This is a genomic window from Rhizobium sp. TRM95796, assembly GCF_025779995.1.
GTDB lineage: Bacteria > Pseudomonadota > Alphaproteobacteria > Rhizobiales > Rhizobiaceae > Rhizobium_E.
Map to the genome: position 1 here is coordinate 506289 of NZ_JAOXHE010000005.1, position 25333 is coordinate 531621.

Sequence of the window (25333 nt, forward strand, 5' to 3'; positions counted from 1 at the left end):
CTCTCACTTCTTCCAGATCAGCGCCGAGCTCACCGCATAATTGAACACCGCCCCCATCACCGCGCCGGTCAGTCCCGCGATCCAGGCGGTGGCGTGGAAGGAGTAGATCCAGCTCGCGACCCCGATATTGCCGATCGAGCCGATCGAACAGGCGAGGTAGAATTTGACGAGCCCGGTCATGAAGCCCCAGCCGGTCAGGCGGGCGTCGCGATAGGTCAGGCGGTTGTTGAGCACGAAATTCCAGGTCATGGCGGTGATCACCGCCAGCGCCTGCGCCCAGCCGAAGGCGAGGCCGAGATTGCCGAGACCGAATTGCAGCATCATCAGATGCACCGCCACCCCGGAGGCGCCGACGGCGGCGAACATCAGGAAGCGCACCGGCAGCGCCCCGCCGAGCAGTTTCGAGAAGATCAGGCCGAGATAATCCAGCGTCACCAGCGCGTCGAGCTTGCTCTCGCCATGCTGGCGGGCGCGGAAGCGATAGGTCAGTTCGACGATCCGCCGGTTTCGGCCTGCGCTCCACAGGATGTCGGCGAGCAGCTTGTAGCCCTGGCTGGAGAGGTCATGGGCGTGCGTCTCGACGATGTCGCGCCTCAGCATGAAGAAGCCCGACATCGGGTCGCTGACGGAGACGCCCATAAGTCTGCGCGCCAGCGTGGTGGCCATCTCGCTGCCCCAGCGGCGCACGCCGGAAAAGCCTTCGGTGGCGGATCCGCCCTCGGCGTAACGGCTGGCGATGGCGATCTCGGCGCCGGCGCGGATTTCCGCGAGCATCTTCGGCAGCAGCGTCTCGTCATGCTGGAGATCGGCGTCGATCACCGCAACGACCGGCGCGGAGGAGGACAGCATTCCCTCGATCACCGCGCCCGACAGGCCGCGTCGGCCGACCCGGCGGATGCAGCGCAGGCGGGGATCGCGCCGGCCGATCGATTTTGCGATCTCGGCGGTGCCGTCGGGACTGTCGTCGTCGACCACCACCGCCTCCCAGGCGACGCCATCGAGCGCGACGTCCAGGCGGCGGAAGAGTTCGGCGATGTTCTCCCGCTCGCAATAGCTGGGGATGACCACGGTCAGCTCGATCGCCGCCCGGGGCAGGGGCAGGGGGGCGGCGGTCGTCTCGGCCGCTCGGGCGGGGGCGGGCGGCAGCGCGGCTTCGGCGGCCGGTGTTCTCGGGAGAAGGTCGATGTCGCTCATGGCTCAGCTGTCTTTCGGTCGATGAGGAAGAAAGGTCGCGTCAGTCGAAGAGTTCCACCTTGGCCAGCGAATTGCCGTCATAGCGCACGAAACGGCGCTTTTCGGCGATGGCGGAGCGGATGATGGATTTGGGGTCGTAAAGCGAAATCGACACCTGCACGAGCCAGACGCGCCTGTGGCGCGCAAGCGCCGCCTCGACGATCGCCCGGTCCTCGGGCGCGATCCGGGGCGCGCCGAGATTGCTCATATAGGTGCGATCCAGCCCGCGCTGCGGATAGGGGCCGGGGACATAGACGATCGGCGGGAAGTTCGCGTGACGGCGGGCGTAGTAATCCACCGCGACGCTGCCCTCGGCGGGCGCGGCGATCACCACGTCGCCGGGCTTGGCATTGTCGGCGATCACCTGGGCGATCATCTTCCAGTCGTCGATCGGTTTTTGGAAATCCTCGATCGTCCGCTCGACCGAAAGGCCGATCACCAGCGCCGCAAGCGCGGTCTTGATCCAGATCCGCCCCGGCAGCGAGACGACGCCATAAGCGACGACCAGCAGCGCCAAAGGAACCATCCAGTCGAACAGCCGCTGGATATAGATCGGCTTGACCGAAAAACTCACCGCCAGCAGCGCATAGAGCGGCAGGGTCAGCGTCACGCCGGCGATCGTCGCCTGCCGCGGCGCCGCCTGCGCCATCCTGAACATGCCGACCAGCAGCAGCGCCGCCGTCAGACAGAGCGCGAGCCAATTGCCGCCGATCACCAGCTCCCAGGCGCTCCAGAGATCCCGCGGCTTCGGCGTCAGCCAGAAGGCGAGGCCCATGAAGCCCTTGGATTGGGCGAAGAAGATCGGCGCGTAGGGCGCCCAGACCAGGAGCGCCAGCACGCCCGCGCCGGCCATCACGCCGAACGCCATGAGCCGCCTCCCGCTCGGGATCAGCGGCAGCGTCGCGGCAAGCCCGGCCCAGAGCCCGAAGGCGACGAAGAAGGACGTGTTGTGAAACAACAGCGCCGCCCCCGCCGTCAGCCCCATCAGCAGCGCCGGCCCCAGCCAGTCGCCGCGCGGCGCCTTGTCGTCGGCGCGCGCCAGCCGCTCGATCAGCGCCAGCGCCGCGAGGATGGCGAGGGTCAGCAGCAGCGTCTGCAGCGCATAGGGCCGCACGTTCTGCGCATCGCGGATATTGGCGGCGTTGACGGCGACAAACAGCGCGGCCACGAGCCCCGCCGCCTCGAAGCGCGGCGACCTTCCGATCACGCGTCCCGAGACCGCGATCGCCGCGATCGTCGCCAGGCTCGCCGCCAAGGACAGCGATCGAAGCCCGGCTTCGCCGTCGCCGAACAGGCCGGACCAGGCCTTGAGCAGCGTGTAATAGACGGGGGGATGGGTCTCGTATTGCGGCACGTCGCGCCAGAGTTCGGCATAACTGCGCGAGGCGAACCAGTGGCTGTAGAGTTCGTCGATCCACAGCGAGCGCGAACCGATCTCCGGCAGGCGCAGAGCAAGGCCGATCAAGACGGTCGCGAAAGCCGCCAGCCAGAGCCAGCGCGTCTTCCGCTCCGCCCTCATGGTGTCGCTCGTCATCTTCACCCTCGGCCCCGACCGCGCCAGAATTCCTATGTTGATCGCCACCGATCAAATCTGTGCTGCAATGCATAACGTTTCAAGATCGAGAATGTTGCAGTGCGTTGTGGCGCAGCGTTCTTTTTTCGGGGCGATAGACGATGGGCGCCCTCGGCGCCGACGCCGCGCCAGGCTCGGTCCGTCGCAGCCGCGCCGCCGGGCCGAGCCTGCCTGTTCCGCCGGGAACAGCACGCGGTGGAGAAATCCGGCACAACCCTGGTCATGAGCGGTGCGGAGGGCGCGTCGCCTGTCAAAAGGGAGAAGTCAGATGACGACGGCAGCCAATGCGATCCTGATCAAGCGCCTCAATGGTTTCGACATCACCGGCGTCATGCCCTTCAGTGAAGACGCCGTGAAATCCGGCTTCAACAATCTCACCATCGCGTCCGACACATTCGTGATCAATCCGCGCTTCGACTTTTCGACCGACTATCGCATCAACGCTCGCTGGGGCAATGACGTGATCGGCACGAGCGCCGGCGACGACATTATCTATGGCGGCTCCGGCAACGACCGCATCGACGCCCGCAAGGGCGAGGACGACGTGTTCGGCGGCTCTGGCAACGACACCATTTTCGGCGGCGCCCATCAGGACGACATTCAGGGCGGCTCGGGCGTCGATGTGATCGATGGCGGCGCCGACCGCGACATGATCAGCGGCGGCCGCGGCGACGACGTGCTGACCGGTGGTTCGGGCTCGGATTTCTTTATCTTCCACACCGGCGACGGCGTCGACCGCATCACCGATTTCCGCCAGGGCCAGGACCTGATCACGCTCGGCGGCGAGATCCTGCGTCATCTGCCGGACACCCATCAGGGCGCCTATGACATCGCCGCCGCCCTGATCACCGTCGATCACGAAGGCGACCTCACCATCACCGGCGGCCAGCTCAATTCCACCCGACAGCTGATCTTCGATATTGACACCCGCATCCTCTCCTTCGACGCCGACGGCGCGGCCGGCCCGGGCGAAGCGGTCGACCTGATGCATCTGGAATCGGTCGCCCGCCTGCAGTCCTCGGATTTTTGGGCCCCGGCGGCGTTTTGAGGGGCGGAGCACATGCCCCTCAAAGCGAGTAAGCACTTTTGCTTCATGTCGATGCCGAGCCAGAATTGAAAGATTTGTGGAAGAGGCAGTGACCGATTGACAGTCGGAGGACGACGCCCCACGCTCGCAGGATGACGGAAGCGTGGGACAATATCGTCGTCAAACTTCGCCAAAGGCAGGGGGGTGGCGACAGCAAATTTCAAAGTGCTTTATCCGGCGTCGAGCAGGTGGCGAGCCTGATTGCCGAGGGACCGCTTAAGTCTGCCTTGTTCGGATGGACTTCCCTGCACGACCTTTGTGTCCAGCAAACGAATACGGCTCCGTACAGCGGCCCGTATTTGCGCATATCGCCCTTGTCCTCCGGCTTGGTTGAATTTCGCTATGTCGATACAGGGATTGCCCAACGACAATGGAGGCGGGAGGAGCATGCAGACCGAACTTGCACGCGATTTATTGCTTTTCTCGGCCAACTGCGTTGGGTTGCGCCGGAATAATGAGTTGGCGGCCAGTCGCGCGCACGCTCAGTCCGCCATTCCCTTCACCAACGCCCTGATCCTCCCTGCGACCGCCTCGTCGACGGGATTATAGACGATCAGCCCGAGATCCGGCCGCCCGTCCACCGCAAAGCTCGAATATTCCAGCTCGATCAGCCCGAGAACAGGATGGTTGAGCCGCTTGGCGCCGTCGCCATGCGGAAGCAGCGAGGCGTCGGCCCACATCTCGGCGAAATCCGGACTCAGCGCCGAAAGTTCTTCCACCAATCGGATGACCTCGGTGGAGGCGCCTGCCCGGGCCGCGTCGGCGCGGAAGGCGGCGACCACGCCGCTCGCCATCGCCCGCCAGTCGACCTGCTTGGCGCGGATGTCGGGGTTTGAAAAGATCAGCCTGAGCAGGTTGCGCCCGTCGGGGGGCAGTTTGGCGTAGTCGGTCAGCACCACGGCCGCCGCCCGGTTCCAGGCCAGCACTTCCCAGGTGGCGGTGCGCAGGATCGCCGGGCTGAAGTCCATCGCGTCGATCATCCGCTGCAGGCGCGGCGACACGCCTTCGGGCGCGCGGTAGCGCGCCGGCGGCGGGTGGCCCAGCCCGAGAACGAACAGATGCTCGCGCTCCGGCTCCGTGAGAAGCAGTCCCTTGGCGATGCGGTCGAGCACATCGGCGGAGGGCGGGCCGCCGCGGCCCTGTTCCAGCCAGGTGTACCAGGCCGGGCTGATATGGGCGCGCTGCGCCACTTCTTCGCGCCTGAGACCCGGCGTGCGCCGACGGCTCGATGCGAAGCCGTAGCTCGCCGGGTCGCGGCGAGCGCGCAGATCCCTCAGAAACCGCCCCAGCGCGTTGTGCTCGTCCATCGCCTGATCCTGTGAAGCATTATAATAGGATAAACTACCGGCTTTAACACGATAGATCTCCTGTTTACGCCATCGCCAGCAGCAAGCAAGGAGACTTTTCATGCGCATCTTCCTCACCGGCGCCAGCGGCTTCATCGGCTCCCACATCATTCCCGAGCTTGTCGGCGCCGGCCATCGGGTGCTCGGCCTCGTCCGCTCCGAAACCGGCGCGGAAAAGGTCGCCGCGCTCGGCGCCGAGGTCCATCACGGCGGCATCGACGATCACGACAGCCTGCGCGCCGGCGCCGAGGTCTGCGACGCGGTCATCCACACCGCCTTCGACCATACGTTCACGAATTTCGCCGCCAATTGCGGCCGCGACGGCGTCGCCATCCGCGCGCTCGGCGAGGCGCTCGTCGGCTCCGACCGACCGCTGATCGTGACCTCCGGCGTCGGCTTGGGCACGCCGGGGCCGGGCGAGAAAGCCGTCGAGGATCATTTCGACGCGGGCAGCCACAATCCCCGCGTCGCCTCCGAACTCGCCGGTCGCGACCTGCTCGATCGCGGCGTCAACGTAATCACCATGCGCCTGTCGCAGATCCATGACCGCCGCAAGCAGGGCCTGATCAGCCCGCTCATCGATCTCTCCTTGGAGAAGGGCGCGCTCGCTTATGTCGGCGACGGCGCGGTCGATTGGTGCGCTTGCCCGATCGACGATACGGCGCGGCTCTACCGCCTGGCGGTGGAGAATGGCGTCGCCGGCGCCCGCTATCACGCGGTGGCGGAAGAGGCGGTGTCGCTGAGCGCCATCATCGACAGGCTCGCGGTTCGCCTCGGCCTGCCGGTGGTCTCGATCGCGCCGGACGAGGCGGCCGGCCATTTCGGCTGGCTCACCCATTTCATGACCATGAACATGCCGGCCTCCAGCGCGCTCACCCGCGAACGCCTGGGCTGGTCGCCGGTCGGGCCGAGCCTGCTCGAGGATCTGGCGAGGCTGGAGCGCGACGCCTGAGCCGTCAGGCGCGACCCACAGCCTGGGGAATGCGGGCGACGACCTTGATCTCGAAGTCGAAGCCCGCCAGCCAGGTTACGCCCAGCGCCGTCCAGTTGGGATAGGGCGCTTGCGGAAACACCTCCTGCTTCACCGCCATGATGGTCTCGAATTGGCGTTCCGGATCGGTGTGGAAGCTGGTGACGTCGACGATGTCGGCGGTGGTGCAGCCGGCGGCGGCCAGCGTGGCCTGGAGATTGGCGAAGGCCAGCCGCACCTGCTGTTCGAAATCAGGCTCCGGCGAGCCGTCGGTCCGGCTGCCCACCTGTCCCGAGACGAACAGAAGGTCGCCGGAGCGGATGGCGGCGGAATAGCCATGCGCCGCGTAAAGCGCGTGCCGGTCGGCGGGGAAGATCGGTTCGGGTTTGGTCATCTCGTCTCTCCTGGTGGAAAACCGGCGGGAGGCGTTTGCCTCGGTCTCCGGTTCGATATACGTTGCGTATGTGAAAATGGCGACATACGATGCGTATGTCAACAGTCTACATACGTATCGTATGTTAAATGGAGCGCGCATGGCGAAAAAGCGAAGCGAAAGCATGGAGGAAAACCGAGCCCGTCTGCTGGCTGCCGCCCGCAGGGCGTTCGCGGAAAAGGGCTATATGGCGGCCTCGATGGATGATTTCACCGCCGAGGCCGGGCTGACGCGCGGCGCGCTCTATCACGCCTTCGGCGACAAGCGCGGCCTGTTCGCCGCCGTCGTGCATCAGGTGGATTCGGAAATGGCGGCCCGCGCCCGCGCCATCGCCGCCGATGCCGAGAGCGGCTGGGAGGCGCTGCAGAAGGAAGCCGCCGCCTATATCGAAATGGCGCTCGATCCCGAAGTGCAGCGCATCGTGCTGCTCGACGGCCCTTCGGTGCTCGGCGATCCCTCGCAATGGCCGAGCCAGAGCAGTTGCCTCGCGGAGACTCGTCAGGCGGTGACGGCGTTGATGGCCGACGGCGTCCTCAAGCCCGTCGATCCCGACGCCGCCGCCCGCCTGCTGACCGGCGCCGCCCTCAACGCCGCCCTCTGGGTCGCCGCCAGCCCCGCGCCGGATGATGCGATGCCAAAAGCCATCGCCGCCTTTCGGGCGCTGGCCGAGGGTTTTCGCCTGAAGGGGCCCGGTTGAAATTCGCACGCGATTAACGGTGGTTTAACCACTCCGCTTAAGCAAGCATTTGCCGAGAGGCCTTATGATTCGGAAAGAATCCGAGGACTTCCGCCATGAACCCCATCCCCAACCGGCAAGACTTCGCCCAGCAGGTGATCATCCAGCTCTTGCGCATGGGGCTGGAGGTGACGCCGGTCAGTTTCGAGCTGATGCATGAGGTGCTTTCCGGCGACAATCCGGAGTTGCGCCAGCAATTCATCGCGCTCGGCAAGCATGTGACGGCGCAGGATGTGGAGCGGCTGGCGCGCGAATTCCTGCCGCATCACTTCGGCCATTCGGCGCTCGACAGCTCCGCCTCGCTGTTTTCCGAGGAATTGCAGGGCTTTCAGGATGCGCTGTCCAACGGCCAGGAGGCGCTCAGCGCCTACGCCATGGTGCTCAATCAGGCGAGCGAACAGTTTTCCCGCGCCGATCCGCGCGATTCCACCGCCATCCGCCGCGCCATCGATCATGTCAGCCAGGCCACCGCCGCCCAGAAGGTCGCCACCACCCGGATGATGCGCTCGGTGCATGAGCGCATCGAGACGGTCAAGGCGATCCGCCACACGATCGACCAGTCCGAACGCTCCAAATTCACCGACGGCCCGACCGCGCTGGGCAATCGCCGCGCCTTCAACCGGCGCATGGGCGAGATCTTCCACGGCGATCGCGGCATCGACGGCTATACGCTGATCCTCTGCCGCATCTCCGGCCTCGAACAGTTCGACCGGCCGGAGCTCGCCAAGGCGCGCGCCTATTTCCTCGCCCGTTTCGGCGGCTTCGCCCGCAAATTGCTGAAGGGCAGGGAAGGCGGCTACTGGCTGGGACAGCCGCACCTGGCCTTCATCGTCTTCGGCACGGAGGAGACCTATGTGACAGGCGTCACCCGCCGGCTGCACGAGGCGACCGCCGAGATCGTCGGAACGCTGCGCCATTCCATCGCCACCGCGCCGGTGCTCACGGGCCATTACGGATGCGCCGCCTCGAGCGGGGCCGGCGCGCCGCCGGAACTGCTCGGCCACGCCATGACCGCGCTCGAAACCTCGATGCTCAATCGCGACGGCGCGCCGGTGTTCTACGGCGCGCGGCCCTCCGTTGCGGGCGACGGCAGAAATTACGCCCTCTACGGCCGCGCCCGCGCCTTCTGAACCGGCGCGTTCACGCCGGCTCCTTGCGGAAGGCCGGCAGGCAGGCGGCGACGATAATCGCCGAACCCGCCAGCGTGAAGGCCGAGGGGCTTTCGCGAAAGATCAGATAGCCGAGGATCGCGCCCCAGACGAGGCCGGTATATTCGAGCAGTCCGAGACGGCCGACGCGGGAGTTGGTGTAGGCCCAGGATATGCACAGATGCGCCGTGGTGCCGGTGACTCCCACCGCCGCCAGCACCAGCCAGTGCCAGTGCGCCACCGGCTGCCATGCCATCGCCATCGGCCCCGCCGTCACCAGCGCGCCGATCGTCACCGGCAGCATCACCAGCGTCGGCACCGGATCGGTCGCCCCCTGTTTGCGCGTCAGCACCATCGACAGCGCGTAGAAGCCGGCGGTGGCGATGGCGGCGAGAAACCCCAGCATTTCGAAAGCCTTGTTCTCGTCCAGCCGATGGCCCTGCGCGATCACGAACACGCCGGCGAGCCCGACCAGCATGGCGCCGATCGTCGAGATCCGCAGCTTTTCGCCGAGCAGCGCCCAGGAAAACAGGCCGAGAAACAAGGGCGACAGGAAGCTGAGCGCGATGGCGTCGATCAAGGGCAGCCGCGACAGCGCGAAGAAGAAACAGGTGCCGGCCAGCAGAATGCAGGCGGCGCGCGGCAGGCTGCGGATCACCGCCGCCCAGGAGGGCGGCCGGCCCACCGTCAGCGCGTAATAGACGATCGCCGCCGCCGCGCCCGCCGCATAACGCAGCCCCGTCGTCTGGGCGAGCGGATAGGCGCTGGCGATCAGCTTCATCATCGCATCCAGCAACGAAAACAGCGCGACGCCGAGAGCGGCGGCGAGCACGGGCTTGAGCGAGGCGTCGGTGCGCATGGACAAAGGGCTTTCTGTCTGAATGAGAGCGGGTTGCGGGCGGCGAGGCGGCGGCCTGCGAATCCCTCCAAGGCTGTATGGAGCGGCATTCTAGCGGTTTGGATGTGTTGCGGGAAGCGCGGACGCGTCGAAATGACGGGTTAAGGCGCATCCTCTAGCGCCGTTTCGATGAAGCTGGTCTTCGCAATCGTGTACCCCTCGCGATCCCAGCCAAACTCCTCCGCCAGCCGCATCTTCAGCGCGCCATAGGCGGCGGCGAGGCCGGCGTCGGCTCTGAGCCGGTCACGGAAGGCGAGATGGCGGCGCAGTTCAGCCGAATGCGCAGCGCAGAGATAGAGGTGATGCCGGGCAAGCCCCGCGGGCGCCGCAAAGGCGTGCCGGCCGGCTATGCCTTTCTCGCCCTGATGCGCATAGCCGATCGTCGCGAGAGCCGCGATCGCTGTGGGCAGGGCGCTGTCACCGGCGATCGCCACGTCGATATCGATGATGGGCTTGGCGGGAAGCCCCGGCACGGCGGTGCTGCCGACATGCTCCACCGCTATCGCGATCGGCCCGAGCGCGGCCTCGATCCGTCGCCGCAGCGCCTCGAAAATCTCAGGCCAGGCCGGATCATAGGCGACGATGATCACCGGTTCGTTTGTCATGCGCCGCCTTCCACGACCGCCAGTAGTCGCCTGCCGCCGTCGTCGAGATGGCCCCGGAGTATGGCGACCGCCGCTTTCGTGTCGCCTTGCCGGCAGGCGTCGAGCATGGCTCGGTGTTCGGTCTGCGACTGGTCCTGATGGTCGAGCCCGGTCAACAGGCGCCGCACATAGCGTTCGGCGGCCGCATGTTCGCGGTCGATGAGATCGATCAGCCGGCGATTGCCGCAGGGCGCGTAGAGCGAGAGATGAAACCGGCTGTTGAGCGCCCCGATGCGGGCCGGGTCACGCTCGGCCTCCAGCCGCGCCAGCGCGGTTTCGGCCGCGTCGAGATCCGCTTCGGTCAGGCGCGGGCAGGCGAGGCTGAGCGCTTCGGTTTCCAGAAGCGCCCTGAGCGCATAGATCTCCCTGATCGCATCGGGATCGAACGGCGCGACCACCGCGCCCCGGGTCGGATGGATCTCGATCAGCGCCTCGTTTTCCAGCCGCCGCAAGGCGTCGCGCGCCGGCATGCGGGAGACGCCGTAACGCGCCGCCAACTCGTCCTGCCGGATGAGCGCGCCTCCCGGCAGCCGCCCGGACAGGATCTCCTCGCGCAAGTGGTCGGCGATGTCGTCGGCGGCGGTGCGCGGCGCGGCGGTCTGGAACGCCGCTGCGGACGGCGCCGACGAGGGCGGTGTTCGTCGCATGACCGGGCCTCCTTAGTTTCGCCGCATCTCGCCTTGATCATTCTCGTATACGAGTATACGAGTATACGAAGTGGCGCGCAAGGGAAGGGACAGGATGATGACGGGCAAACAGAGCGGATTGCGGATCGGCGTGCTCTATGGCGGCCGCTCCAGCGAGCATGACGTGTCGCTGCGATCGGGGACCAATGTGTTCAGGGCGCTCATGCGCTCCGGCCATCAGCCCGTGGCCATCTTCGTCGCCCGTGACGGTCGTTTCCGGCTGGGCGAAGATCTGGGCGGCGAGACGCTGACGTCGCCCGAGACGGGCCCCGACCTCTGCCTGCCGCCGGGCGGCGGCGGACGGTTGATCGCGCTGGATGCCAAGGGCGCGCGGGAGCTTCCGCCGCTTCAGGCGCTGTTTCCGGTGCTGCATGGTCTGCATGGCGAGGACGGCTCGATGCAGGGCCTTGCCGATGTCGTCGGCCTGCCCTTGATCGGTTGCGGACTTCTGGGGTCCGCCACGGCCATCGACAAATCCGTCGCCAAGCGCCTGCTGCGCGAAAGCCGTCTGCCGGTCGCCCGCGATCTCACGCTCCGGCGCGGCGAACAGGCCGATTTCGCCGATGTGGCGCAAAAGCTGGGATCTCCAGTTTTCGTCAAGCCGGCCCGCCAGGGCTCATCCGTCGGCGTCGGCAAGGCGACGAACGAGGAAACGTTCCACGCCGCGCTTGCGGAAGCCTTCCGCCATGACGACATCGTGCTGGTGGAGGAGTTCGTCGCCGACCGCGAGATCGAATTCAGCCTGCTGGAAACGGAGGAGGGTGAGATCCGCGTCTCGCGCCCCGGCGAGATCGCGCCCGCCGAAAGCCATGGCTTCTACACCTATGACGCCAAATATCTCGATCCCCAGGGCGCGGCCCTGATCGCGCCCGCTTCTCTGCCCGGCGATGTCGAGGATGTGATGCGCCATGCGGCGCGCGACGCGTTCCGGGCGCTCGGTTGCGACGGCATGGCGCGCGTGGATTTCTTTCTGCGCGAAGACGGCTCCTTCGTGACCAACGAAGTCAACACCATGCCCGGCTTCACCGATATCAGCATGTATGCCCGCGCCTTTTCGGCCAGCGGCCTTGCCTATGACGATCTCGTCGATCGTCTGGTCCGCCATGGCATGGCGCGCTTCCGGCGTTGACGCAACGCCTCCTCCGCCCGCGACATCTTTCGCGGGCGCGGGTCTCGCGTCAGGCGGAGGTTACTGCTTGCGCGTCTCGTCGGCTTCGCGGATGGCGTCTTCGTGATACCAGCTCGCGCCGCTCTCCATGATCACCACCTTGGGAACATTGGCGCCAAAGCGTTGATCGCGAATATTTCTCTTGGGGAATTGGTAGATCGTGGCCGATTCCCGGATCATGCCCGTTGTCATGCTACTGCCTCGCTTTCCTCCATGAGCTCCAAGGAGCCCGGATCTTGGTTGTAACAGAAACTTCACATGTTTGCACATAAAAACAGCAAAACGCCCAAAAAATTATCAGAGTCTGACCGGTTCCTGGGCTTGCCGCGGCGTTTTTCTGGGCGGCATCTCTTTTTCCGCCAAATTTTAAGCAGAAACACCGCCCGGGAGCCGTAAGTTCCGTCAGTCTGGCGCAAAAAGCTTAATCGAATGGCGTCGAAACGCCGCATTTTCGCGGTCCACGAGCATGCGGCCTGAAACTGGCACGAAACCTGCATTCCTGTTTTTTGAGCCCCGGGCGTGCCGGCGGATCTGAACTACGGTTGCGCCAGGACGCGCGCAGTCACTTTACGAGAGATGGACATGACAAAGTATAAGCTCGAGTATATCTGGTTGGATGGTTACAAGCCGGTTCCGAACCTGCGCGGCAAGACGCAGATCAAGGAATTTGCCGAATTCCCGACGCTTGAACAGCTCCCGCTCTGGGGCTTTGACGGCTCGTCCACGATGCAGGCCGAAGGTCATTCCTCGGATTGCGTGCTGAAGCCCGTCGCTCTGTATCCCGATCCGGCCCGCACCAACGGCGCTCTCGTGATGTGCGAAGTGATGATGCCCGACGGCGTCACCCCGCATCCGTCCAACAGCCGCGCCACGATCCTCGACGACGCCGACACCTGGTTCGGCTTCGAGCAGGAATATTTCCTCTACCAGAACGGCCGTCCGCTCGGCTTCCCGGAGAACGGCTACCCCGCGCCGCAGGGTCCGTACTACACCGGCGTCGGCTATTCCAACGTCGGCGACATCGCCCGCGAAATCGTCGAAGAACATCTCGACCTCTGCCTCGAAGCCGGCATCAACCATGAAGGCATCAATGCCGAAGTGGCCAAGGGCCAGTGGGAATTCCAGATTTTCGGCAAGGGCTCCAAGAAGGCCGCCGACGAAATCTGGCTCGCCCGCTACCTTCTGCTGCGCCTCTGCGAAAAGTATGCGGTCGACGTCGAATTCCATTGCAAGCCGCTCGGCGACACCGACTGGAACGGCTCGGGCATGCATTGCAACTTCTCCACCAAGTTCATGCGCGAAACCGGCGGCAAGGCCTATTTCGAAGCGCTCATGGCCGCCTTCGGCAAGAACTGGAAAGAGCATATCGACGTCTACGGTCCGGACAACCATCTGCGCCTGACCGGCAAGCACGAGACGGCTCCGTGGAACAAGTTCTCCTGGGGCGTGGCCGACCGCGGCGCCTCCATCCGCGTGCCGCACTCCTTCATCAAGAACGACTACAAGGGCTATCTCGAAGATCGCCGCCCGAACTCCCAGGGCTGCCCCTACCAGATCGCTTCCCAGGTCCTGAAGACCATCGCGGAAGTCGCCACCGAAGCCTCCGCCGCCGCCTGATCGGCGCAACGGACGTGACATGCGAAACGCCAGCCCCCGCGGCTGGCGTTTTTGCGTTTGGGGGCATGCGCCCCTCGACCCTCGGTCGCCTTTGATGGATGCCGAACTCCGCCCTTCAAAACCAGATCTCCCCGCGCTATCATCAAGCGAGAAGGGAGCCGCCGCATGAAACCGTCCGATCGTCTCAACGCGCACCGCCGAGCCATCCGCGACGCTGTGCGCCGTTTCAACGCCGCCAATCCGCGCGTCTTCGGCTCGGTGGCGCGAGGCGAGGACCGCGAGGACAGCGACCTCGACATTCTGGTGGATGACCTCGCCGGCTCGACGCTTCTGACGCTCGGCGGTCTCCAGGATGCTCTGGAGCGGCTTCTCGAAGGAACATCGATTCATCTCCTGACGCCGGGCGATATCCCTCCCGCCTTAAGATCGCGAATTCTCGGGGAAGCCCGGCCGATATGAGCGCTGACGGCGTGCCCGGCAGGGGGATGAGGGGCGGAGCGCGCCGTCACCCATCAGAGCGGGACGAAATCCCTGAAATGATGCTTCCACCCATAAGGACCCTTTCATTGCCCCAGATCCTCCCCATCCGCCCGCTCACCACGGAAGCCTTCGCGCCCTTTGGCCAGGTCATTGAAATTTCACCCGCCAAGATGCGGCTCATCAATGGCGGAACCACCGAGCGGCATCACGGGCTCGGCCGGGCGGAAGCCCTGGGCGAGGGGGCGGAGGTGATCTTCAATATTTTTCGCGGCCAGCCGCGGCGCCTGCCCTACAGTGTCGACATGATGGAGCGACATCCGTTCGGGAGCCAGAGCTTCCAGCCGCTTTCGGGCGGAGACTGGCTGGTGGTGGTCGCCGCCGACGAGGGCGGCAAGCCGGGCGTTCCCCAGGTGTTTCTGGCGCGGGGCGACCAGGGCGTCAATTATCCGGCCGGTCTCTGGCACCACCCTCTGATGGCGCTCGGCGATGTTTGCGACTTTCTCGTGGTTGACAGGCAGGGGCCGGGCGTTAACCTTGAGGAATATTTCTACCAAACGCCCTTTACGATATCGGAGATTTCTTGATGGCAGGCCTCACCACCCATGTTCTGGACACCGCGCTCGGCCTTCCGGCCAAGGGCGTTATGATCGATGTCTTCCGGATCCAGGACGAGGTGCGCGAATATCTGAAAACCGTCCGCACCAATGCCGACGGCCGCGTCGACGGCGGGCCGATCCTGCCCGAGGAGCAGTTCACCCGCGGCCAGTATGAACTCGTGTTCCACGCCGGCGCCTATCTGAAGATGACCGGACAGAAACTGCCGGATCTGCTGTTTCTCGACATGATTCCCATCCGGTTCGGCGTCGCCGATCCCAAGCTGCATTATCACGTGCCGCTGCTGCTTTCGCCCTTCGGCTACTCCACCTATCGCGGCTCGTGATGCGCTTCGCCGTCATCGCCGACATCCACGGCAATGCGCTGGCGCTGGAGGCGGTGCTGGCCGATATCGACGCGCATGGAATCTCCGAAATCCTCAATCTCGGCGATCACCTCTCGGGCCCCCTGGAGGCGGCGCGCACGGCCGATCTCATTCTCGCCCGCGACATGGTGTCGGTCTCGGGCAATCACGATCGTTACCTGCGCGGCGATCCCGCCGACCTGCATGAATGGGAGGCCGATTGCTGGCACGAGCTCGCGCCCGCCCATCACGCCTGGCTCGCCAGCCTGCCGTTTTCGCGCGTCTGGCGGGACGAGGTGTTCCTCTGCCACGCCACGCCGCAAAGCGACATGATCTATTGGCTGGAGACCGTCTCGCCCGACGGCATCGTGCATGCCCGTCCTCTCGCCGAGGTGGAGACCTTCGCCGAAGGCGTGAGCCAATCGTTGATCCTCTGCGGCCACACCCATCTCGCCCAAATGGTGCGGCTTTCCGACGGCCGATTGATCGTCAATCCCGGCTCGGTCGGCTGCCCCGCCTATGACGACGACGAACCCCATCCGCACAAGGTCGAGGCGGGGTCGCCGCATGCGGCCTATGCGGTGATCGAACGGCGGGATGCGGACTGGGACGTGACCTTCCGCCGCCTGCCCTATGATTGCGAGACCGCAGCCAAAATCGCCGAGGCCAAGGGCCGCCCGCATTGGGCGACGGCGCTTCGGACTGGTAAAAATTAACCGAATGAAAATAGTATTTAATGTATGAATGCCGCTGGACGACCGTCCCGATAGTGGAATCGTTATGAAGACGATCTCGTGACGGCGAAAAACACCAGAGGACAATGTAATGGCGCGAAGGATTACTGGGAATCTGACATCGACCTATGCGGCGACCTTGTCGAACGAAGATTATACGCTTGTCGGCAATGCGACCATTTCCGCGACTAAGTCCGGTTTCGGCATCTCCGCCGCCGACAGCGTCAGCAGGATCTCGGTCACCGTGCTTGGCGACGTGTCGGCCGGTGTGGCCGGCCTGAACCTGCTGGGCACGAAGACGTCCGTCTGGATCGGCGCAGACGCCATGGTGAGCGGCGCGACCGGCGTGGTTCTCGGCGGCGGGGACAGTGATTTCGTCAGCCGCGGCGTGATCGCCGGCGACAATTTCGGAGTTCGTCTCGACGGCAACTCCAACGACGTCGAAAATCGCGGCATGATTACGGCGATCGCCGGCTCGGGCATTTTCGGCTCCGGCAATGACGACACCATCGTCAATCAGACTTCCGGTGTGATCATCGCGTCCTACGGCGTCTACGACACGCCGGAGGCCGGCTACAACTCCACCATCGTCAACCGCGGCAAGATCGTGTCTGATGTCGCCTCGATCTACACCGAGGCTGGCGACACCCATGTCGTCAACAGCGGCGTGCTGGTCGGCGATGTCCTGCTGGGCGCCGGCGACGACAGTTTCAACGGCGTCAAGGGCGCGCTCGACGGCAACCTGGTGGGCGGCGCCGGCAACGACACCCTGACCACCGATCGGGCCGACCTGATACTGGGAGAAAAAGGCGGGCGGGGAAGCGATACGGTGCGCTCCTATGTCAGCTATTCGCTCAGCGCCAATGTCGAGCAGTTGATCCTCATCGGCGCAGGCGACATCAGCGGCGTCGGCAACAAGCTCGGCAATGTGCTGCGCGGCAACGCCGCCGACAATATTCTCAAGGGCGCGGCGGGCGCCGACCATCTCTACGGCAACAAGGGCGCCGACGCGCTGACCGGCGGCGGCGGCGCCGACACGTTTCATTTCGTCTCCGGCGACGGCCAGGACAGGATCGGCGACTATGCCGATGAAATCGACCACATCGACCTCAGCGGCTGGGCGGCGATCGCCGATTTCGCCGATCTCAAGGCCAATCACGCCGCCAATGTCGGCGCCGACGTCGTCATTACGGCGGGGTCGGACCAACTCCTGATCCGGAACACCCAGAAGGCCGAACTCGACGCCGGCGATTTCATTTTCTGATCGCGGCGTCGTCCAGCCCTTCGCCCTCGAATGATCGATGCGCGCCCCTTGCCGGGGGCGCGCATCGCAGGGGGCCTTCATGCCTATGCGGCCAAACTGCCCGCGCGGATCAGAAGCGGTAGGTGACGCCGCCGCCGATCAGCCAGGGATCGAGCTTGGCGGTTCCCTTGACGGGCGCGCCGCCCGCCACGCCTTCCCAGTCCGGCCGCAGGAAGATCTTCTTCACATCGGCGTTCACGCCCCAATGTTCGTCGATCATGTAGTCGAAGCCGGCCTGCAGCGCCACGCCGAAGGCGTTCTTGACCTTGATGTCCGTCATCGCGCCGGCAGAATCCTGGTTGTAGAAGATCGTGTAGTTGACGCCGGCGCCGAGATAGGGCTGAAACGCGCCGAAATTGGTGAAGTGATATTGCGCGGTCAGGGTCGGCGGCAGGATCCAGGTCTTGCCGACCTTGCCGAGACCCTTGACCGAGCCGTCGCCATGGATCGACGAATGGGTCGTGCCGAGGATCAGTTCGGCCGAAATGTTCTTGGTGAAATAATAGCTGATGTCGAGTTCCGGAATCACGCTGTCGGTGTAGCTGAGGTCGGAGCCGGCGATGCCGTCCACATCGCCCGAGTCGGTCGGCAGCACGCCGAGGGCGCGCAGGCGGACCTGCCAGGGGCTGAAGGCCGCGGCGACATCGGCCTGGGCTTCCGGCGCGACATCGGGCGCGGCGGTGAGGTCGGCGGCCTTGGCCGGCATGCCGCCGAGCAGGGCGGCGGTGGCGAGAGCGGCCAGAAGCGGCGCGGCGTGAGCGTGAGACATGGTCTTTTTCCTTCCGTTGCGAGGGGTCCGCGCCAGACGCCCCAGGGCGGGCCCGCATCGTGTGTCACGGCCGCACTATCCGCCCATCGCCACGGCTTTCGTTGCTCTAGATCAATAGATTAGAAGCCTCTAAATACGATTTCGGGGATATCCCGCGATGTTGCGAAATTGCAACTTCTCAAACTGACGCCGATCAAGAATCCGCATCGCCCGTCAGGCGGGGGAGAGGCGAGGGGGTGGATTCACCGTCGGTTAACCATCTTCTTCAACCGGCTGGCAATCTGAGTCTGTCATGGTGAATCCAGACTTCAGGGCTGGTCCGCAAGAATTGGACGATGCGTCCGGCCGAGACAAACCATCCGGAAAATCATCACCCCGACGCGCTTCACGCCGGACAAGATCCTTTTTGACGAGGATATGACCATGACATTCGTGCTCGCCCTGTTCGCCAGCCTGATTTCGGCGATGTTCATCGCCACCTTCGCCTCCTCGGTGATCGCCGCCTCGCGCGAAGCCCGCGACGACATCGAACATCGCCGCCTGCGCATCTTCTGATCGGCGTCCGCCGGCCGCGAGCCGCTCTCCGGCGCGCGATCCATGCCCGTGTCTTCTGTCGGATTTTTACTTTTGCATCGCAAAACTGTCGCAGTGTGGATGTAGAGGATCACCGAAGCCTTCGGACTTCGTTTCTGACCGGCGCCGTCCATGGCATTCCCTGCCCATGGGCGGCGTTTTTCCATATCGAGGCGTGTGTCGGATGTTGCCGGGGCCTCACCCGAAAGGCGGGGTGGCGTCCTCTCCGATTTCAGCGGCTCCAGCCCTGAGCAGATCCGCGAGCCGTCGTTTGTCCGGTTCGTCCAGCATCGCTGCGCCTGCCCGCAGTCCCTCTTGCCAGGCGGGGCCCCGCTCCCATGCCTCGTTGTAGGCGAGGCACAGATCCGATGTTCGCCGCGTTTGGCCCAGCGCCTCGAACAAGAGCGCGGCCTGGCGAATGTCCTTGTCGCGCTTGAGCGCGCTTTCGCCGCCGTCGCGACGTCGGCTCGCGACGATCAGTTTGTGCACGGCGTAGCGCGCCGGGTCCGGCACGATCACCGGCACGCCGCTTTTGTGCAGAAGAACGGTCCTCACGGGGTCGCGGATCAGGAAATCGAGAAAGCGGAGAGGGTCTGCGCTCGCTCCCCCAAGCGACGGCATCTTTGACGGATGGTCGCTGAAGTCGTCCGAGCCGCGATGGGTGGTCAGAAATTCCACGCGGTATCCGGTCGATGCGCGGAAGGACGAGGACGCCGTTGCGCCTGAGCGATGCGGAACGGCCCTGAAGGTCGGGTCCACCGCCTGCAAGAGACCGAGGATCGGCGGCAGGCTATCCTGGACTTCGCGGCCGATGGCGAAATCCTGTGCGATATCGGCGTCGCCGGTCAGGATCGACGCCATGGGCAGCCGCACCCCGAGCAATCCGCCATATGTCTGGAAGGCCAGCGTTCCGATCAACACGCCGCGCAAACGGAAAAGACCCGCATTTGCGAGTGCTTCGACGATGTCGCCGGACATGCGGTCCGGGGCAATCATCCCTCCCTCGCGGGTGAGGCTCGAAACCATGCGGCGGCGCGCGCGCAGATCGTCCTTGTCCCGCTTGAAGGTCTCGACACGGGCGGAAATCGCCTCGTCGTCGGCCGGTCCGACATAGCGGCGCTTCTTGCCGCCGTCCTGCAGCGAGAGATCGAAATACCAATATCGTTTGCCCTTGACGACGGACGTGACGAACCGCCCGTCGGGTGGAAAGTCCGCGGTCCAGGCCGCGTCCAGGCTGCGTTGCGCCAGTTCGGCCAGCATTGTCTGATAAAGGAGATCGATGCTTTTCACGATCGCTCGCTCGAAGTTTGTGACCATTTCTCAAAAATGGTCATAACTCATCGGCGAGGTTGGCGAAACGGCGAATGTTACCCCGCCGCGCGCCTGTCGCTCGCCCTGAACCGCCTCGGGGCGGCGGCGTTGGCGTTGGCGGCGGTCTCTTCCGCCGCTCCCTGGGTATAGGCGTCGGCGCGGATCCAGACGCCGACGCGCTCGGCGCATTCCTCGGCGTCGAGGCCGGCGACCACGCTGTCGGCGCGCGCGCCTTCGATGTCGCCGCCCGCGAGATGCGGATAGAACTGGGTCAAGGCGAAACGCGTCTCGCCGTCATGCAGGCCGAGCGCCTTGAGCGCGGTGGCGAGCTGCAGGCCGGAGAGATCGAGCATGATGCGGTTGGTGAGCCAGACGCTCGAACCCAGGCAGTGCGAGAGCATGCGGGAGAACGCCTTGGCTTCGCGAAGGCGGGCGAAGCGTATCAGCAGCGCCTCTTCGCGCTCGGCGGCGGCGTCCTCGCTCTCTTCGTCGCGGGTCAGCGCGTCGCGGGCCACCAGTGATTTCAGCGTCCGACGCAGCGTCTCCTCGCGCGCCAGGCGGGTGTCGCCGGTGGTTTGCGAGGGAGCGTCCGCCTCGCTCCGCGCGCCCACGGCGCGCTCGGGCAGGCCCTGATGCAGCGCCACCAGCGCATCCACCACTTTCACCGAGAGATTGGGTCGGGCGGCGATCGCCTTGGCGTGGTCGCGACCCTTCAGGCGGGCGGCGGCGATCAACAGGTCGTCGTCCAGGGTAGGGGAGGCGCCGAGAAACAGCGCGGCCACCGCGATCGGCTGGGTGGCGAGAAACCAGGCGACGCTGCGCGGCACATGCGGCGAGCGGGCGAGCGCGGCGGCGGCGTTGCGCTGCGCTTCCAGGCTCGAGGCCCGGAACACCGGCTCGAACAGTTCGGAAAACTGCCTGACGTCGTTGCGCCCCGGATGCGGCATGGCCTCGAAGCTCGACACGGTGGCCATCAGCACGACATCCTTGGTCCGCGTCAGCGGCGGACCTTCCAAATCACGAAATCCGTCAGACACCTGGGCGCCCTCTACGCAATACTTGTCCCATTTCGGAAAGGCTACCTGCAAACGGTTTACAGGCCGTTAACCATCGACCGCGGACCCGCTCGAAATCCCGGCATTGCAAGATCTCGCACTGGCGCCGTCTCAGCCCGCGCAAGCTTGGCGCGCTACATCCGGCGGGATGCGAATTGTGAGATTGAAGCGATGACGAGACATATGTGGCAAAGTGGGGTTCTCTTGGGCGGCGCGGGTCTCGACGGCCGCACGGTCAGGATCGCCGATACGCGGGCCGCCGCCGAGTTTCTGTTGTCCGGCTGGGGTCGCGAGCGCAAGGACGCCTATCTGCGCGCCGTGCGCGCCTGCGCCCAGGCTCTCAAGGGACAGATCCCGCACGCCGCCGCCGCCGCGACCTTCGTCAGCGCCGCCGTCGAGGCGCGCTACGAGATCAATGTCTTCGATGCGTTCTGGGACGATTTCGACGCCGAGATCTCCCGCGCCGCGCAGGAGCTAATCGAGGCCGATTTCCCCTACTGGGCTTATGGCGACAGCATCGGCGAGCGAGGACGCGCCTGATCATTTTCGGGAGCATTTTCGGGCAAGCTTAAATAGCTATCCTTGATGGAAATAACCGATGGGGTGGCTCCATGATCAGCGGATTGTGGAAGATGGGCGTCGTTCTCTTCGATCGGCGCAGCGGCAAGGAGATCGCCAAGATCCGCACCACGCGCGAAGCCGGCGAGTTCCTGCTCGACAAATGGTCCGGCGAGCGTTGCGCTTCCTATCGCAAGGCGGTCGTCACCTGCGTGACCGCCATGCGCGGCGACGCCCTGCACGAAACAGCCGCGACCGCCTTCATCAGCGCCATCATCCAGGCCAATTACGGCTTCAATTTTTTCGAAGCCTATTGGGACGTGTTCGATCTCGAAATCAGCCGCGCGGTCGACGCCGCCTTCAAGGAAGACTATTCCTTGTTCGCCGCCCAGAGCCCGGCCGTGCAAGCGCAGGCGCCGACTCCTTCTCACTGAACGCAACCGTCGAAAAAACGCGCCCGACGGCTTGCGCCGCCCCGCGCCGGCCGTTTTCCCGTCTCTGCGGCCATCGCGCCGTTCGAAGCGCGGCTGCCGCGCGACGTTCGCCGTCACTGACGTCCTCGTGAAAATCAAGCCGTTGAAATCGTTTGTGCGCCCGTTAAGCCGATGTTAACTATGCCATGGTGTGATCGCAAATCATAAGGTCGCGTTAACCTTCGCGATCCATCGTGTATCTCGTGGAACTAAAAAGCGCTTCGGACGTCGAATTGACGCCCGACGCGGCTGATGAAAGGAGAAAGGCGCATATGTCCGGAGCCCTCGCGGCGACGGAGAGCGTCTGCCTGGTGCGGCAGGATGAGATCATTCCCAGTTCATCCGTCTCGATCCAGTTGATGGAGAAGAGAATGGCAGAAGTGATTAGACTGGACACATGGCTGGCCAAACAGCCGAAACGCATGCGGGACCAGACCGGCGAAGCGCGGATCCTGCTCTTCACCGGCGTGCGCTACGAGCGCTGGACCGATGCCGACGACCACCCGCGCAAGCGCAGAAGCGGCTCCAAGTCCAAGAAGCACTGAGCGGATTTTTCGGGCCCAGCGAAGACCCCGGCGGCGCATCGGCGTCGGTCGCGCGTTGAACAGACCCGGCACGGCGCCGAGGAGCGCCGCATGCGGCGCGAGCAAAGCCCCCCCGCCAATCGGCGCCATGCGCAGGCCGAGCCATCCCGTCCTATTGCCAGCGCGCCCGAAACCCGGCACATAGGCCCCGCATCAAGACGGGAGCCAGACCATGCAGACATCCGAAATCGTGATCGCCGACGACGTCGCCGGAGAATGGCGCATCCCGGTTCTTTCCTTCACGGGGTCTGACCCCAACGCATCCAAAGTCTATATCCAGGCGGCGTTGCATGCCGGTGAATTGCCCGGCGTCGCGGCGCTGCACGCCTTCATTCCCGCGCTCCGCGCCGCCGAAGGCGAAGGCCGCCTTCTCGGCGACGTGGTGATCGTGCCCAAATGCAATCCGATCGGCGCCGGCCAATGGCTGCATGGCGAATTGCAGGGCCGTTTCGAGATCGCCAGCCGCGCCAATTTCAACCGCGACTACCCGCTGATCGCGCTCGAAGACCGCGAGACCCTGCTCGACCGGATCGAAGCCTCGTCCGCCGCCGATCAGCTCAAGCGCCGGCTTCTCCATCTCGCCCTCGGCGCCGATCTGGTGCTCGATCTGCATTGCGACGACGAGAGCCAGCTCTACGCCTATCTCGAAGCCGCCTTCTGGCCGCAAGCGATGGATCTCGCCGAAAGTTTCGGCCTCGAGGCCGTCCTGCTCTCCGACGGCGGCTCGACCGCCTTCGAGGAAGCCGTCACCCATGCCTGGAAGGCCGGCGCTCTCGGCGCGCGCGGCGCCTGGCATGACGGCCGCATCTCGCTGACCATGGAGTTCCGCGGCCTGCGCGACGTCCGCCCCGATCTCGCCGCCAGCGACGCTGAGGGCCTGATGGCCTTCCTGCAACGCCGCGGCGTCGTCTCCGGCGAACCCGTGCGCCGCGAAACGTTTTCCGGTCCGGTCGCCGGCCTCGACTATGTGCAGATGATCGACGCGCCCAAAGCCGGCACGGTGCTGTTCGAAAAGACCTTTGGCGACCAGGTCGCCGCCGGCGACCGCCTCGCCACCATCATCTCCACCCCCGGCTTCCCGGAGAACGACATCGCCGTCCACGCCCCCGTCGACGGAACCATCGTCACCCGCGTCGCCGCCCGCTTCGTCCGCCGCGGCGACAATCTGATGAAGATCGCCTCGACCACGCTGTCCAACAAGCCGCGCAAGCCCGGCGGGGCGCTGGAGGATTGAGCAGCGGCCTTCGCCGCCGGTGAGGCGGGCCGCGCCTGATCGGCCGCCATGTTTGTCCTTGCCGATCGCGGGCGCCGCCGCAAACGAGCGGCGCCTCGCGCAGGCCCCCACGTCTGCGAATCTCCGTCGGATCGGCGTCGCTCCGGGCTGCGAAGGGCCGTGCGCGGGTGACGCCGCCGGCGCGCGCTGTCGAAATCGGCCGGGCCGCCTCAAAAAAATCATCCCAAGTCAGTCGAAAATTCAGCAAAAAATATCAGCGACTTATAGAAATATCGAGCTTTCTCGGAATGGATTTGCGCGGTTTGAGCGGAACGCCGGGTTTTTTCGGGGTTGATCAATCCTCTGTCGGCTGGCAAATATTGATACTTCAATCAAAATAGAGTGTCGAAAACTATCGAGGAGGCCCTGCCATGACGACTCTGACATCAGACATCGCCGTGACGCTGGATGGCGTGACCAATTTCTCTGTCGGCGTGGACGACTACGAATGGAGCGACCACTGGCTGCTCTTTGTCGACACTTTCGTCATGGATGACACAGGGCCTTATACGGCGAGCTATTCTCTGAGCGGTTCCGACTGGTCGATCGCGCTGATGCGCTTCACCGGCGATGTCCGGGCGGTCATCGAAGACAGCGAAGTCGGGTCTGGCAGGCGCATCGAGACGCTCGGCGTCTACGGCATGCAGGGCGTCAACGAGATCACGCTGGCCGCCACCTTCGTCGAAACGCTGAAGGGCAGCGATGGCGCCGAACAGCTCGCGCTCGGCGCGGCCGGCGCAGGCATGGTCGAGCTGCGCGGCGGCGACGATGTCGTGGAAACCGGTTCCGGTTACGTCTTCACGCTCGATCTCGGCGGCGGCGCCAACCGGCTGACCATGGGCGCGGGCGGCGCCAATATCATTCTCTCGGGGATCGACGCCGATATCATCGCGCTCGGAACCGCCGGCGATGTCGAATATCTCAACACCGGTCGCGGCGATGACGAGATCTCGACCAGCACGGGCTGGGTGGGCTCGATCATCGCCGGACGCGGGCGCGACGAGATCACGCTTGGCGCGGGCGGGACTGATTATCTCCATGCCGGACGCGACGCCGACACCGTCATCCTGAAAAAGCAGGCGGAGGCCGATGCTTTCCTGGTGATCGACGGCGGTGAAAACGTCAGCGACCGCTTCAACAAGGATTCCGACACGCTCGACATGAAGGCGTTCTCCAAGTCGCTCGACATCGATCTCGACGGGCCGGCCATCGTCGACAGCGGCAACGGCGTCTTCCTCATCCGCAATTTCGAAAATGCGTCCGGCGGCTCGAAATCCGACAGCATCACCGGCAATGGCGAAGCCAACATCTTGCGCGGCAATGGCGGCGCCGACAAGATCGCCGGTCTCGGCGGCGCAGACGATCTCTATGGCGGCGGCGGCAAGGACGTATTCATTTTCACCGCCCTGTCGGACTCGCCCGCCGCCGCCTCCAGGCGCGACGTCATCCACGACTTCGCATCCGGCGACCGCATCGATCTCAGCGACATCGACGCCAACAGCAAGGCCAAGGGCAACCAGGCCTTCAGCTTCATCGGCGACGACGATTTCAGCCGCAAGGCCGGGCAGTTGCGCTATGACGACGACGTGATCTACGGCGACGTCAACGGCGACAGGAAGGTCGATTTCTCCCTGCAGGTCGAGGACGTCGCGTCCTTCTCCAAGGGCTTCTTCATGCTGTGACGCAAACGCGCCTGCGCCGCCCCTCTCTGCTTCCGGTCGGG

At 64.9% G+C, this 25333-nt stretch carries 28 protein-coding genes; 17 read left to right on the plus strand and 11 right to left on the minus strand.

What is annotated here, in order from left to right:
- Positions 1-3: 3 nt before the first annotated feature.
- Positions 4-1194 carry a glycosyltransferase gene (locus OCK01_RS13920; RefSeq protein ID WP_263824438.1) on the minus strand — a complete coding sequence of 397 codons (1191 nt, stop codon included), beginning with the start codon at positions 1192-1194 and terminating at the stop codon, positions 4-6.
- 40 nt (positions 1195-1234) lie between these two features.
- A complete protein-coding gene (locus OCK01_RS13925) occupies positions 1235-2767 on the minus strand; it encodes a glycosyltransferase family 39 protein (RefSeq protein ID WP_263824439.1) in 1533 nt (510 codons plus the stop codon).
- A gap of 307 nt (positions 2768-3074) precedes the next feature.
- On the opposite strand from OCK01_RS13925, the gene OCK01_RS13930 reads away from it, so the two are divergent.
- Positions 3075-3854, plus strand: a complete 780-nt coding sequence (locus OCK01_RS13930; RefSeq protein ID WP_263824440.1) for a calcium-binding protein — start codon at positions 3075-3077, stop codon at positions 3852-3854.
- Between the two features lie 521 nt (positions 3855-4375).
- Here the strand turns inward: OCK01_RS13930 and OCK01_RS13935 are convergent.
- Positions 4376-5200, minus strand: coding sequence for a helix-turn-helix transcriptional regulator (locus OCK01_RS13935; RefSeq protein ID WP_263824441.1), 825 nt, complete (start codon positions 5198-5200; stop codon positions 4376-4378).
- 100 nt (positions 5201-5300) lie between these two features.
- Here OCK01_RS13935 and OCK01_RS13940 point away from each other — a divergent pair, with 100 nt between their 5' ends.
- Positions 5301-6191 carry an SDR family oxidoreductase gene (locus OCK01_RS13940; RefSeq protein ID WP_263824442.1) on the plus strand — a complete coding sequence of 297 codons (891 nt, stop codon included), beginning with the start codon at positions 5301-5303 and terminating at the stop codon, positions 6189-6191.
- Positions 6192-6195: 4 nt separating this feature from the next.
- Here the strand turns inward: OCK01_RS13940 and OCK01_RS13945 are convergent, their stop codons facing one another.
- A complete protein-coding gene (locus OCK01_RS13945) occupies positions 6196-6603 on the minus strand; it encodes a RidA family protein (protein WP_263824443.1) in 408 nt (135 codons plus the stop codon).
- 139 nt (positions 6604-6742) lie between these two features.
- Here OCK01_RS13945 and OCK01_RS13950 point away from each other — a divergent pair, with 139 nt between their 5' ends.
- Both OCK01_RS13950 and OCK01_RS13955 read left to right on the plus strand, forming a co-directional pair.
- Positions 6743-7339: a TetR/AcrR family transcriptional regulator gene (locus tag OCK01_RS13950; RefSeq protein ID WP_263824444.1), complete on the plus strand. Its 597-nt coding sequence runs from the start codon at positions 6743-6745 to the stop codon at positions 7337-7339.
- A gap of 95 nt (positions 7340-7434) precedes the next feature.
- Complete coding sequence (locus OCK01_RS13955; RefSeq protein WP_263824445.1) at positions 7435-8508, plus strand: hypothetical protein; 1074 nt, start codon at positions 7435-7437, stop codon at positions 8506-8508.
- 10 nt (positions 8509-8518) lie between these two features.
- On the opposite strand, the gene OCK01_RS13960 is transcribed toward OCK01_RS13955, so the two are convergent.
- The 3 genes from OCK01_RS13960 to OCK01_RS13970 all read right to left on the minus strand — a co-directional run bounded on the left by OCK01_RS13960 (position 8519) and on the right by OCK01_RS13970 (position 10715).
- A complete protein-coding gene (locus tag OCK01_RS13960; RefSeq protein WP_263824446.1) occupies positions 8519-9385 on the minus strand; it encodes a DMT family transporter in 867 nt (288 codons plus the stop codon).
- 140 nt (positions 9386-9525) lie between these two features.
- The gene (locus tag OCK01_RS13965; protein ID WP_263824447.1) at positions 9526-10029 is read right to left on the minus strand and encodes a GrpB family protein; all 504 of its coding nucleotides are present in this window, start codon (positions 10027-10029) and stop codon (positions 9526-9528) included.
- Complete coding sequence (locus OCK01_RS13970; RefSeq protein WP_263824448.1) at positions 10026-10715, minus strand: GntR family transcriptional regulator; 690 nt, start codon at positions 10713-10715, stop codon at positions 10026-10028. The genes OCK01_RS13965 and OCK01_RS13970 overlap by 4 nt, the downstream gene beginning before the upstream one ends.
- 97 nt (positions 10716-10812) lie before the next feature.
- On the opposite strand from OCK01_RS13970, the gene OCK01_RS13975 reads away from it, so the two are divergent.
- On the plus strand, positions 10813-11883 hold the full coding sequence (locus tag OCK01_RS13975; protein ID WP_263824449.1) for a D-alanine--D-alanine ligase family protein: 1071 nt from the start codon (positions 10813-10815) through the stop codon (positions 11881-11883).
- A gap of 60 nt (positions 11884-11943) precedes the next feature.
- On the opposite strand, the gene OCK01_RS13980 is transcribed toward OCK01_RS13975, so the two are convergent.
- Positions 11944-12102, minus strand: a complete 159-nt coding sequence (locus tag OCK01_RS13980; RefSeq protein ID WP_263824450.1) for a DUF2735 domain-containing protein — start codon at positions 12100-12102, stop codon at positions 11944-11946.
- 402 nt (positions 12103-12504) lie between these two features.
- Here OCK01_RS13980 and OCK01_RS13985 point away from each other — a divergent pair, with 402 nt between their 5' ends.
- From OCK01_RS13985 to OCK01_RS14010, 6 genes are all read left to right on the plus strand, one after another.
- A complete protein-coding gene (locus OCK01_RS13985; protein WP_182826914.1) occupies positions 12505-13539 on the plus strand; it encodes a glutamine synthetase beta-grasp domain-containing protein in 1035 nt (344 codons plus the stop codon).
- 165 nt (positions 13540-13704) lie between these two features.
- Positions 13705-13998 carry a nucleotidyltransferase family protein gene (locus OCK01_RS13990; RefSeq protein ID WP_263824451.1) on the plus strand — a complete coding sequence of 98 codons (294 nt, stop codon included), beginning with the start codon at positions 13705-13707 and terminating at the stop codon, positions 13996-13998.
- Positions 13999-14105: 107 nt separating this feature from the next.
- Positions 14106-14603, plus strand: coding sequence for an ureidoglycolate lyase (locus OCK01_RS13995; protein ID WP_263824452.1), 498 nt, complete (start codon positions 14106-14108; stop codon positions 14601-14603).
- Positions 14603-14959: a hydroxyisourate hydrolase gene (gene uraH, locus OCK01_RS14000; protein ID WP_182826912.1), complete on the plus strand. Its 357-nt coding sequence runs from the start codon at positions 14603-14605 to the stop codon at positions 14957-14959. Before OCK01_RS13995 ends, uraH begins: the two co-directional genes overlap by 1 nt.
- Entirely contained in the window at positions 14959-15693 is a 735-nt protein-coding gene (locus tag OCK01_RS14005; protein WP_263824453.1) for a metallophosphoesterase family protein, read from the plus strand. Before uraH ends, OCK01_RS14005 begins: the two co-directional genes overlap by 1 nt.
- 109 nt (positions 15694-15802) lie before the next feature.
- Positions 15803-16975, plus strand: a complete 1173-nt coding sequence (locus tag OCK01_RS14010) for a calcium-binding protein (RefSeq protein WP_263824454.1) — start codon at positions 15803-15805, stop codon at positions 16973-16975.
- A gap of 109 nt (positions 16976-17084) precedes the next feature.
- Here OCK01_RS14010 and OCK01_RS14015 read toward each other — a convergent pair whose 3' ends face one another.
- The gene (locus OCK01_RS14015) at positions 17085-17783 is read right to left on the minus strand and encodes an OmpW/AlkL family protein (protein WP_263824455.1); all 699 of its coding nucleotides are present in this window, start codon (positions 17781-17783) and stop codon (positions 17085-17087) included.
- Between the two features lie 423 nt (positions 17784-18206).
- Here OCK01_RS14015 and OCK01_RS14020 point away from each other — a divergent pair, with 423 nt between their 5' ends.
- A complete protein-coding gene (locus OCK01_RS14020; RefSeq protein ID WP_263824456.1) occupies positions 18207-18338 on the plus strand; it encodes a hypothetical protein in 132 nt (43 codons plus the stop codon).
- 216 nt (positions 18339-18554) lie between these two features.
- Here OCK01_RS14020 and OCK01_RS14025 read toward each other — a convergent pair whose 3' ends face one another.
- On the minus strand, positions 18555-19646 hold the full coding sequence (locus OCK01_RS14025) for a GSU2403 family nucleotidyltransferase fold protein (RefSeq protein ID WP_263824457.1): 1092 nt from the start codon (positions 19644-19646) through the stop codon (positions 18555-18557).
- Positions 19647-19723: 77 nt separating this feature from the next.
- Positions 19724-20704 carry a DUF2336 domain-containing protein gene (locus OCK01_RS14030; RefSeq protein ID WP_263824458.1) on the minus strand — a complete coding sequence of 327 codons (981 nt, stop codon included), beginning with the start codon at positions 20702-20704 and terminating at the stop codon, positions 19724-19726.
- Positions 20705-20893: 189 nt separating this feature from the next.
- Here OCK01_RS14030 and OCK01_RS14035 point away from each other — a divergent pair, with 189 nt between their 5' ends.
- The 5 genes from OCK01_RS14035 (at position 20894) to OCK01_RS14055 (ending at position 25292) form a co-directional block, all read left to right on the plus strand.
- Positions 20894-21262, plus strand: coding sequence for a DUF982 domain-containing protein (locus OCK01_RS14035; RefSeq protein ID WP_263824459.1), 369 nt, complete (start codon positions 20894-20896; stop codon positions 21260-21262).
- 71 nt (positions 21263-21333) lie between these two features.
- Entirely contained in the window at positions 21334-21714 is a 381-nt protein-coding gene (locus tag OCK01_RS14040; protein ID WP_182826905.1) for a DUF982 domain-containing protein, read from the plus strand.
- A 311-nt stretch (positions 21715-22025) separates the two neighbouring features.
- Positions 22026-22298, plus strand: a complete 273-nt coding sequence (locus OCK01_RS14045) for a hypothetical protein (RefSeq protein WP_182829470.1) — start codon at positions 22026-22028, stop codon at positions 22296-22298.
- 211 nt (positions 22299-22509) lie between these two features.
- On the plus strand, positions 22510-23571 hold the full coding sequence (locus tag OCK01_RS14050; protein WP_263824460.1) for a succinylglutamate desuccinylase/aspartoacylase family protein: 1062 nt from the start codon (positions 22510-22512) through the stop codon (positions 23569-23571).
- A gap of 410 nt (positions 23572-23981) precedes the next feature.
- Positions 23982-25292, plus strand: a complete 1311-nt coding sequence (locus tag OCK01_RS14055; RefSeq protein ID WP_263824461.1) for a M10 family metallopeptidase C-terminal domain-containing protein — start codon at positions 23982-23984, stop codon at positions 25290-25292.
- The last annotated feature ends 41 nt before the right edge of the window (positions 25293-25333 follow it).

Bases quoted from the DNA above. Each gene is read 5' to 3' on its own strand.
- OCK01_RS13920 (WP_263824438.1), bottom strand. From the start codon at position 1,194: ATGAGCGACATCGACCTTCTCCCGAGAACACCGGCCGCCGAAGCCGCG.
- OCK01_RS13925 (WP_263824439.1), bottom strand. From the start codon at position 2,767: ATGACGAGCGACACCATGAGGGCGGAGCGGAAGACGCGCTGGCTCTGG.
- OCK01_RS13930 (WP_263824440.1), top strand. From the start codon at position 3,075: ATGACGACGGCAGCCAATGCGATCCTGATCAAGCGCCTCAATGGTTTC.
- OCK01_RS13935 (WP_263824441.1), bottom strand. From the start codon at position 5,200: ATGGACGAGCACAACGCGCTGGGGCGGTTTCTGAGGGATCTGCGCGCT.
- OCK01_RS13940 (WP_263824442.1), top strand. From the start codon at position 5,301: ATGCGCATCTTCCTCACCGGCGCCAGCGGCTTCATCGGCTCCCACATC.
- OCK01_RS13945 (WP_263824443.1), bottom strand. From the start codon at position 6,603: ATGACCAAACCCGAACCGATCTTCCCCGCCGACCGGCACGCGCTTTAC.
- OCK01_RS13950 (WP_263824444.1), top strand. From the start codon at position 6,743: ATGGCGAAAAAGCGAAGCGAAAGCATGGAGGAAAACCGAGCCCGTCTG.
- OCK01_RS13955 (WP_263824445.1), top strand. From the start codon at position 7,435: ATGAACCCCATCCCCAACCGGCAAGACTTCGCCCAGCAGGTGATCATC.
- OCK01_RS13960 (WP_263824446.1), bottom strand. From the start codon at position 9,385: ATGCGCACCGACGCCTCGCTCAAGCCCGTGCTCGCCGCCGCTCTCGGC.
- OCK01_RS13965 (WP_263824447.1), bottom strand. From the start codon at position 10,029: ATGACAAACGAACCGGTGATCATCGTCGCCTATGATCCGGCCTGGCCT.
- OCK01_RS13970 (WP_263824448.1), bottom strand. From the start codon at position 10,715: ATGCGACGAACACCGCCCTCGTCGGCGCCGTCCGCAGCGGCGTTCCAG.
- OCK01_RS13975 (WP_263824449.1), top strand. From the start codon at position 10,813: ATGACGGGCAAACAGAGCGGATTGCGGATCGGCGTGCTCTATGGCGGC.
- OCK01_RS13980 (WP_263824450.1), bottom strand. From the start codon at position 12,102: ATGATCCGGGAATCGGCCACGATCTACCAATTCCCCAAGAGAAATATT.
- OCK01_RS13985 (WP_182826914.1), top strand. From the start codon at position 12,505: ATGACAAAGTATAAGCTCGAGTATATCTGGTTGGATGGTTACAAGCCG.
- OCK01_RS13990 (WP_263824451.1), top strand. From the start codon at position 13,705: ATGAAACCGTCCGATCGTCTCAACGCGCACCGCCGAGCCATCCGCGAC.
- uraH (WP_182826912.1), top strand. From the start codon at position 14,603: ATGGCAGGCCTCACCACCCATGTTCTGGACACCGCGCTCGGCCTTCCG.
- OCK01_RS14005 (WP_263824453.1), top strand. From the start codon at position 14,959: ATGCGCTTCGCCGTCATCGCCGACATCCACGGCAATGCGCTGGCGCTG.
- OCK01_RS14010 (WP_263824454.1), top strand. From the start codon at position 15,803: ATGGCGCGAAGGATTACTGGGAATCTGACATCGACCTATGCGGCGACC.
- OCK01_RS14015 (WP_263824455.1), bottom strand. From the start codon at position 17,783: ATGTCTCACGCTCACGCCGCGCCGCTTCTGGCCGCTCTCGCCACCGCC.
- OCK01_RS14020 (WP_263824456.1), top strand. From the start codon at position 18,207: ATGACATTCGTGCTCGCCCTGTTCGCCAGCCTGATTTCGGCGATGTTC.
- OCK01_RS14035 (WP_263824459.1), top strand. From the start codon at position 20,894: ATGACGAGACATATGTGGCAAAGTGGGGTTCTCTTGGGCGGCGCGGGT.
- OCK01_RS14040 (WP_182826905.1), top strand. From the start codon at position 21,334: ATGATCAGCGGATTGTGGAAGATGGGCGTCGTTCTCTTCGATCGGCGC.
- OCK01_RS14045 (WP_182829470.1), top strand. From the start codon at position 22,026: ATGTCCGGAGCCCTCGCGGCGACGGAGAGCGTCTGCCTGGTGCGGCAG.
- OCK01_RS14050 (WP_263824460.1), top strand. From the start codon at position 22,510: ATGCAGACATCCGAAATCGTGATCGCCGACGACGTCGCCGGAGAATGG.
- OCK01_RS14055 (WP_263824461.1), top strand. From the start codon at position 23,982: ATGACGACTCTGACATCAGACATCGCCGTGACGCTGGATGGCGTGACC.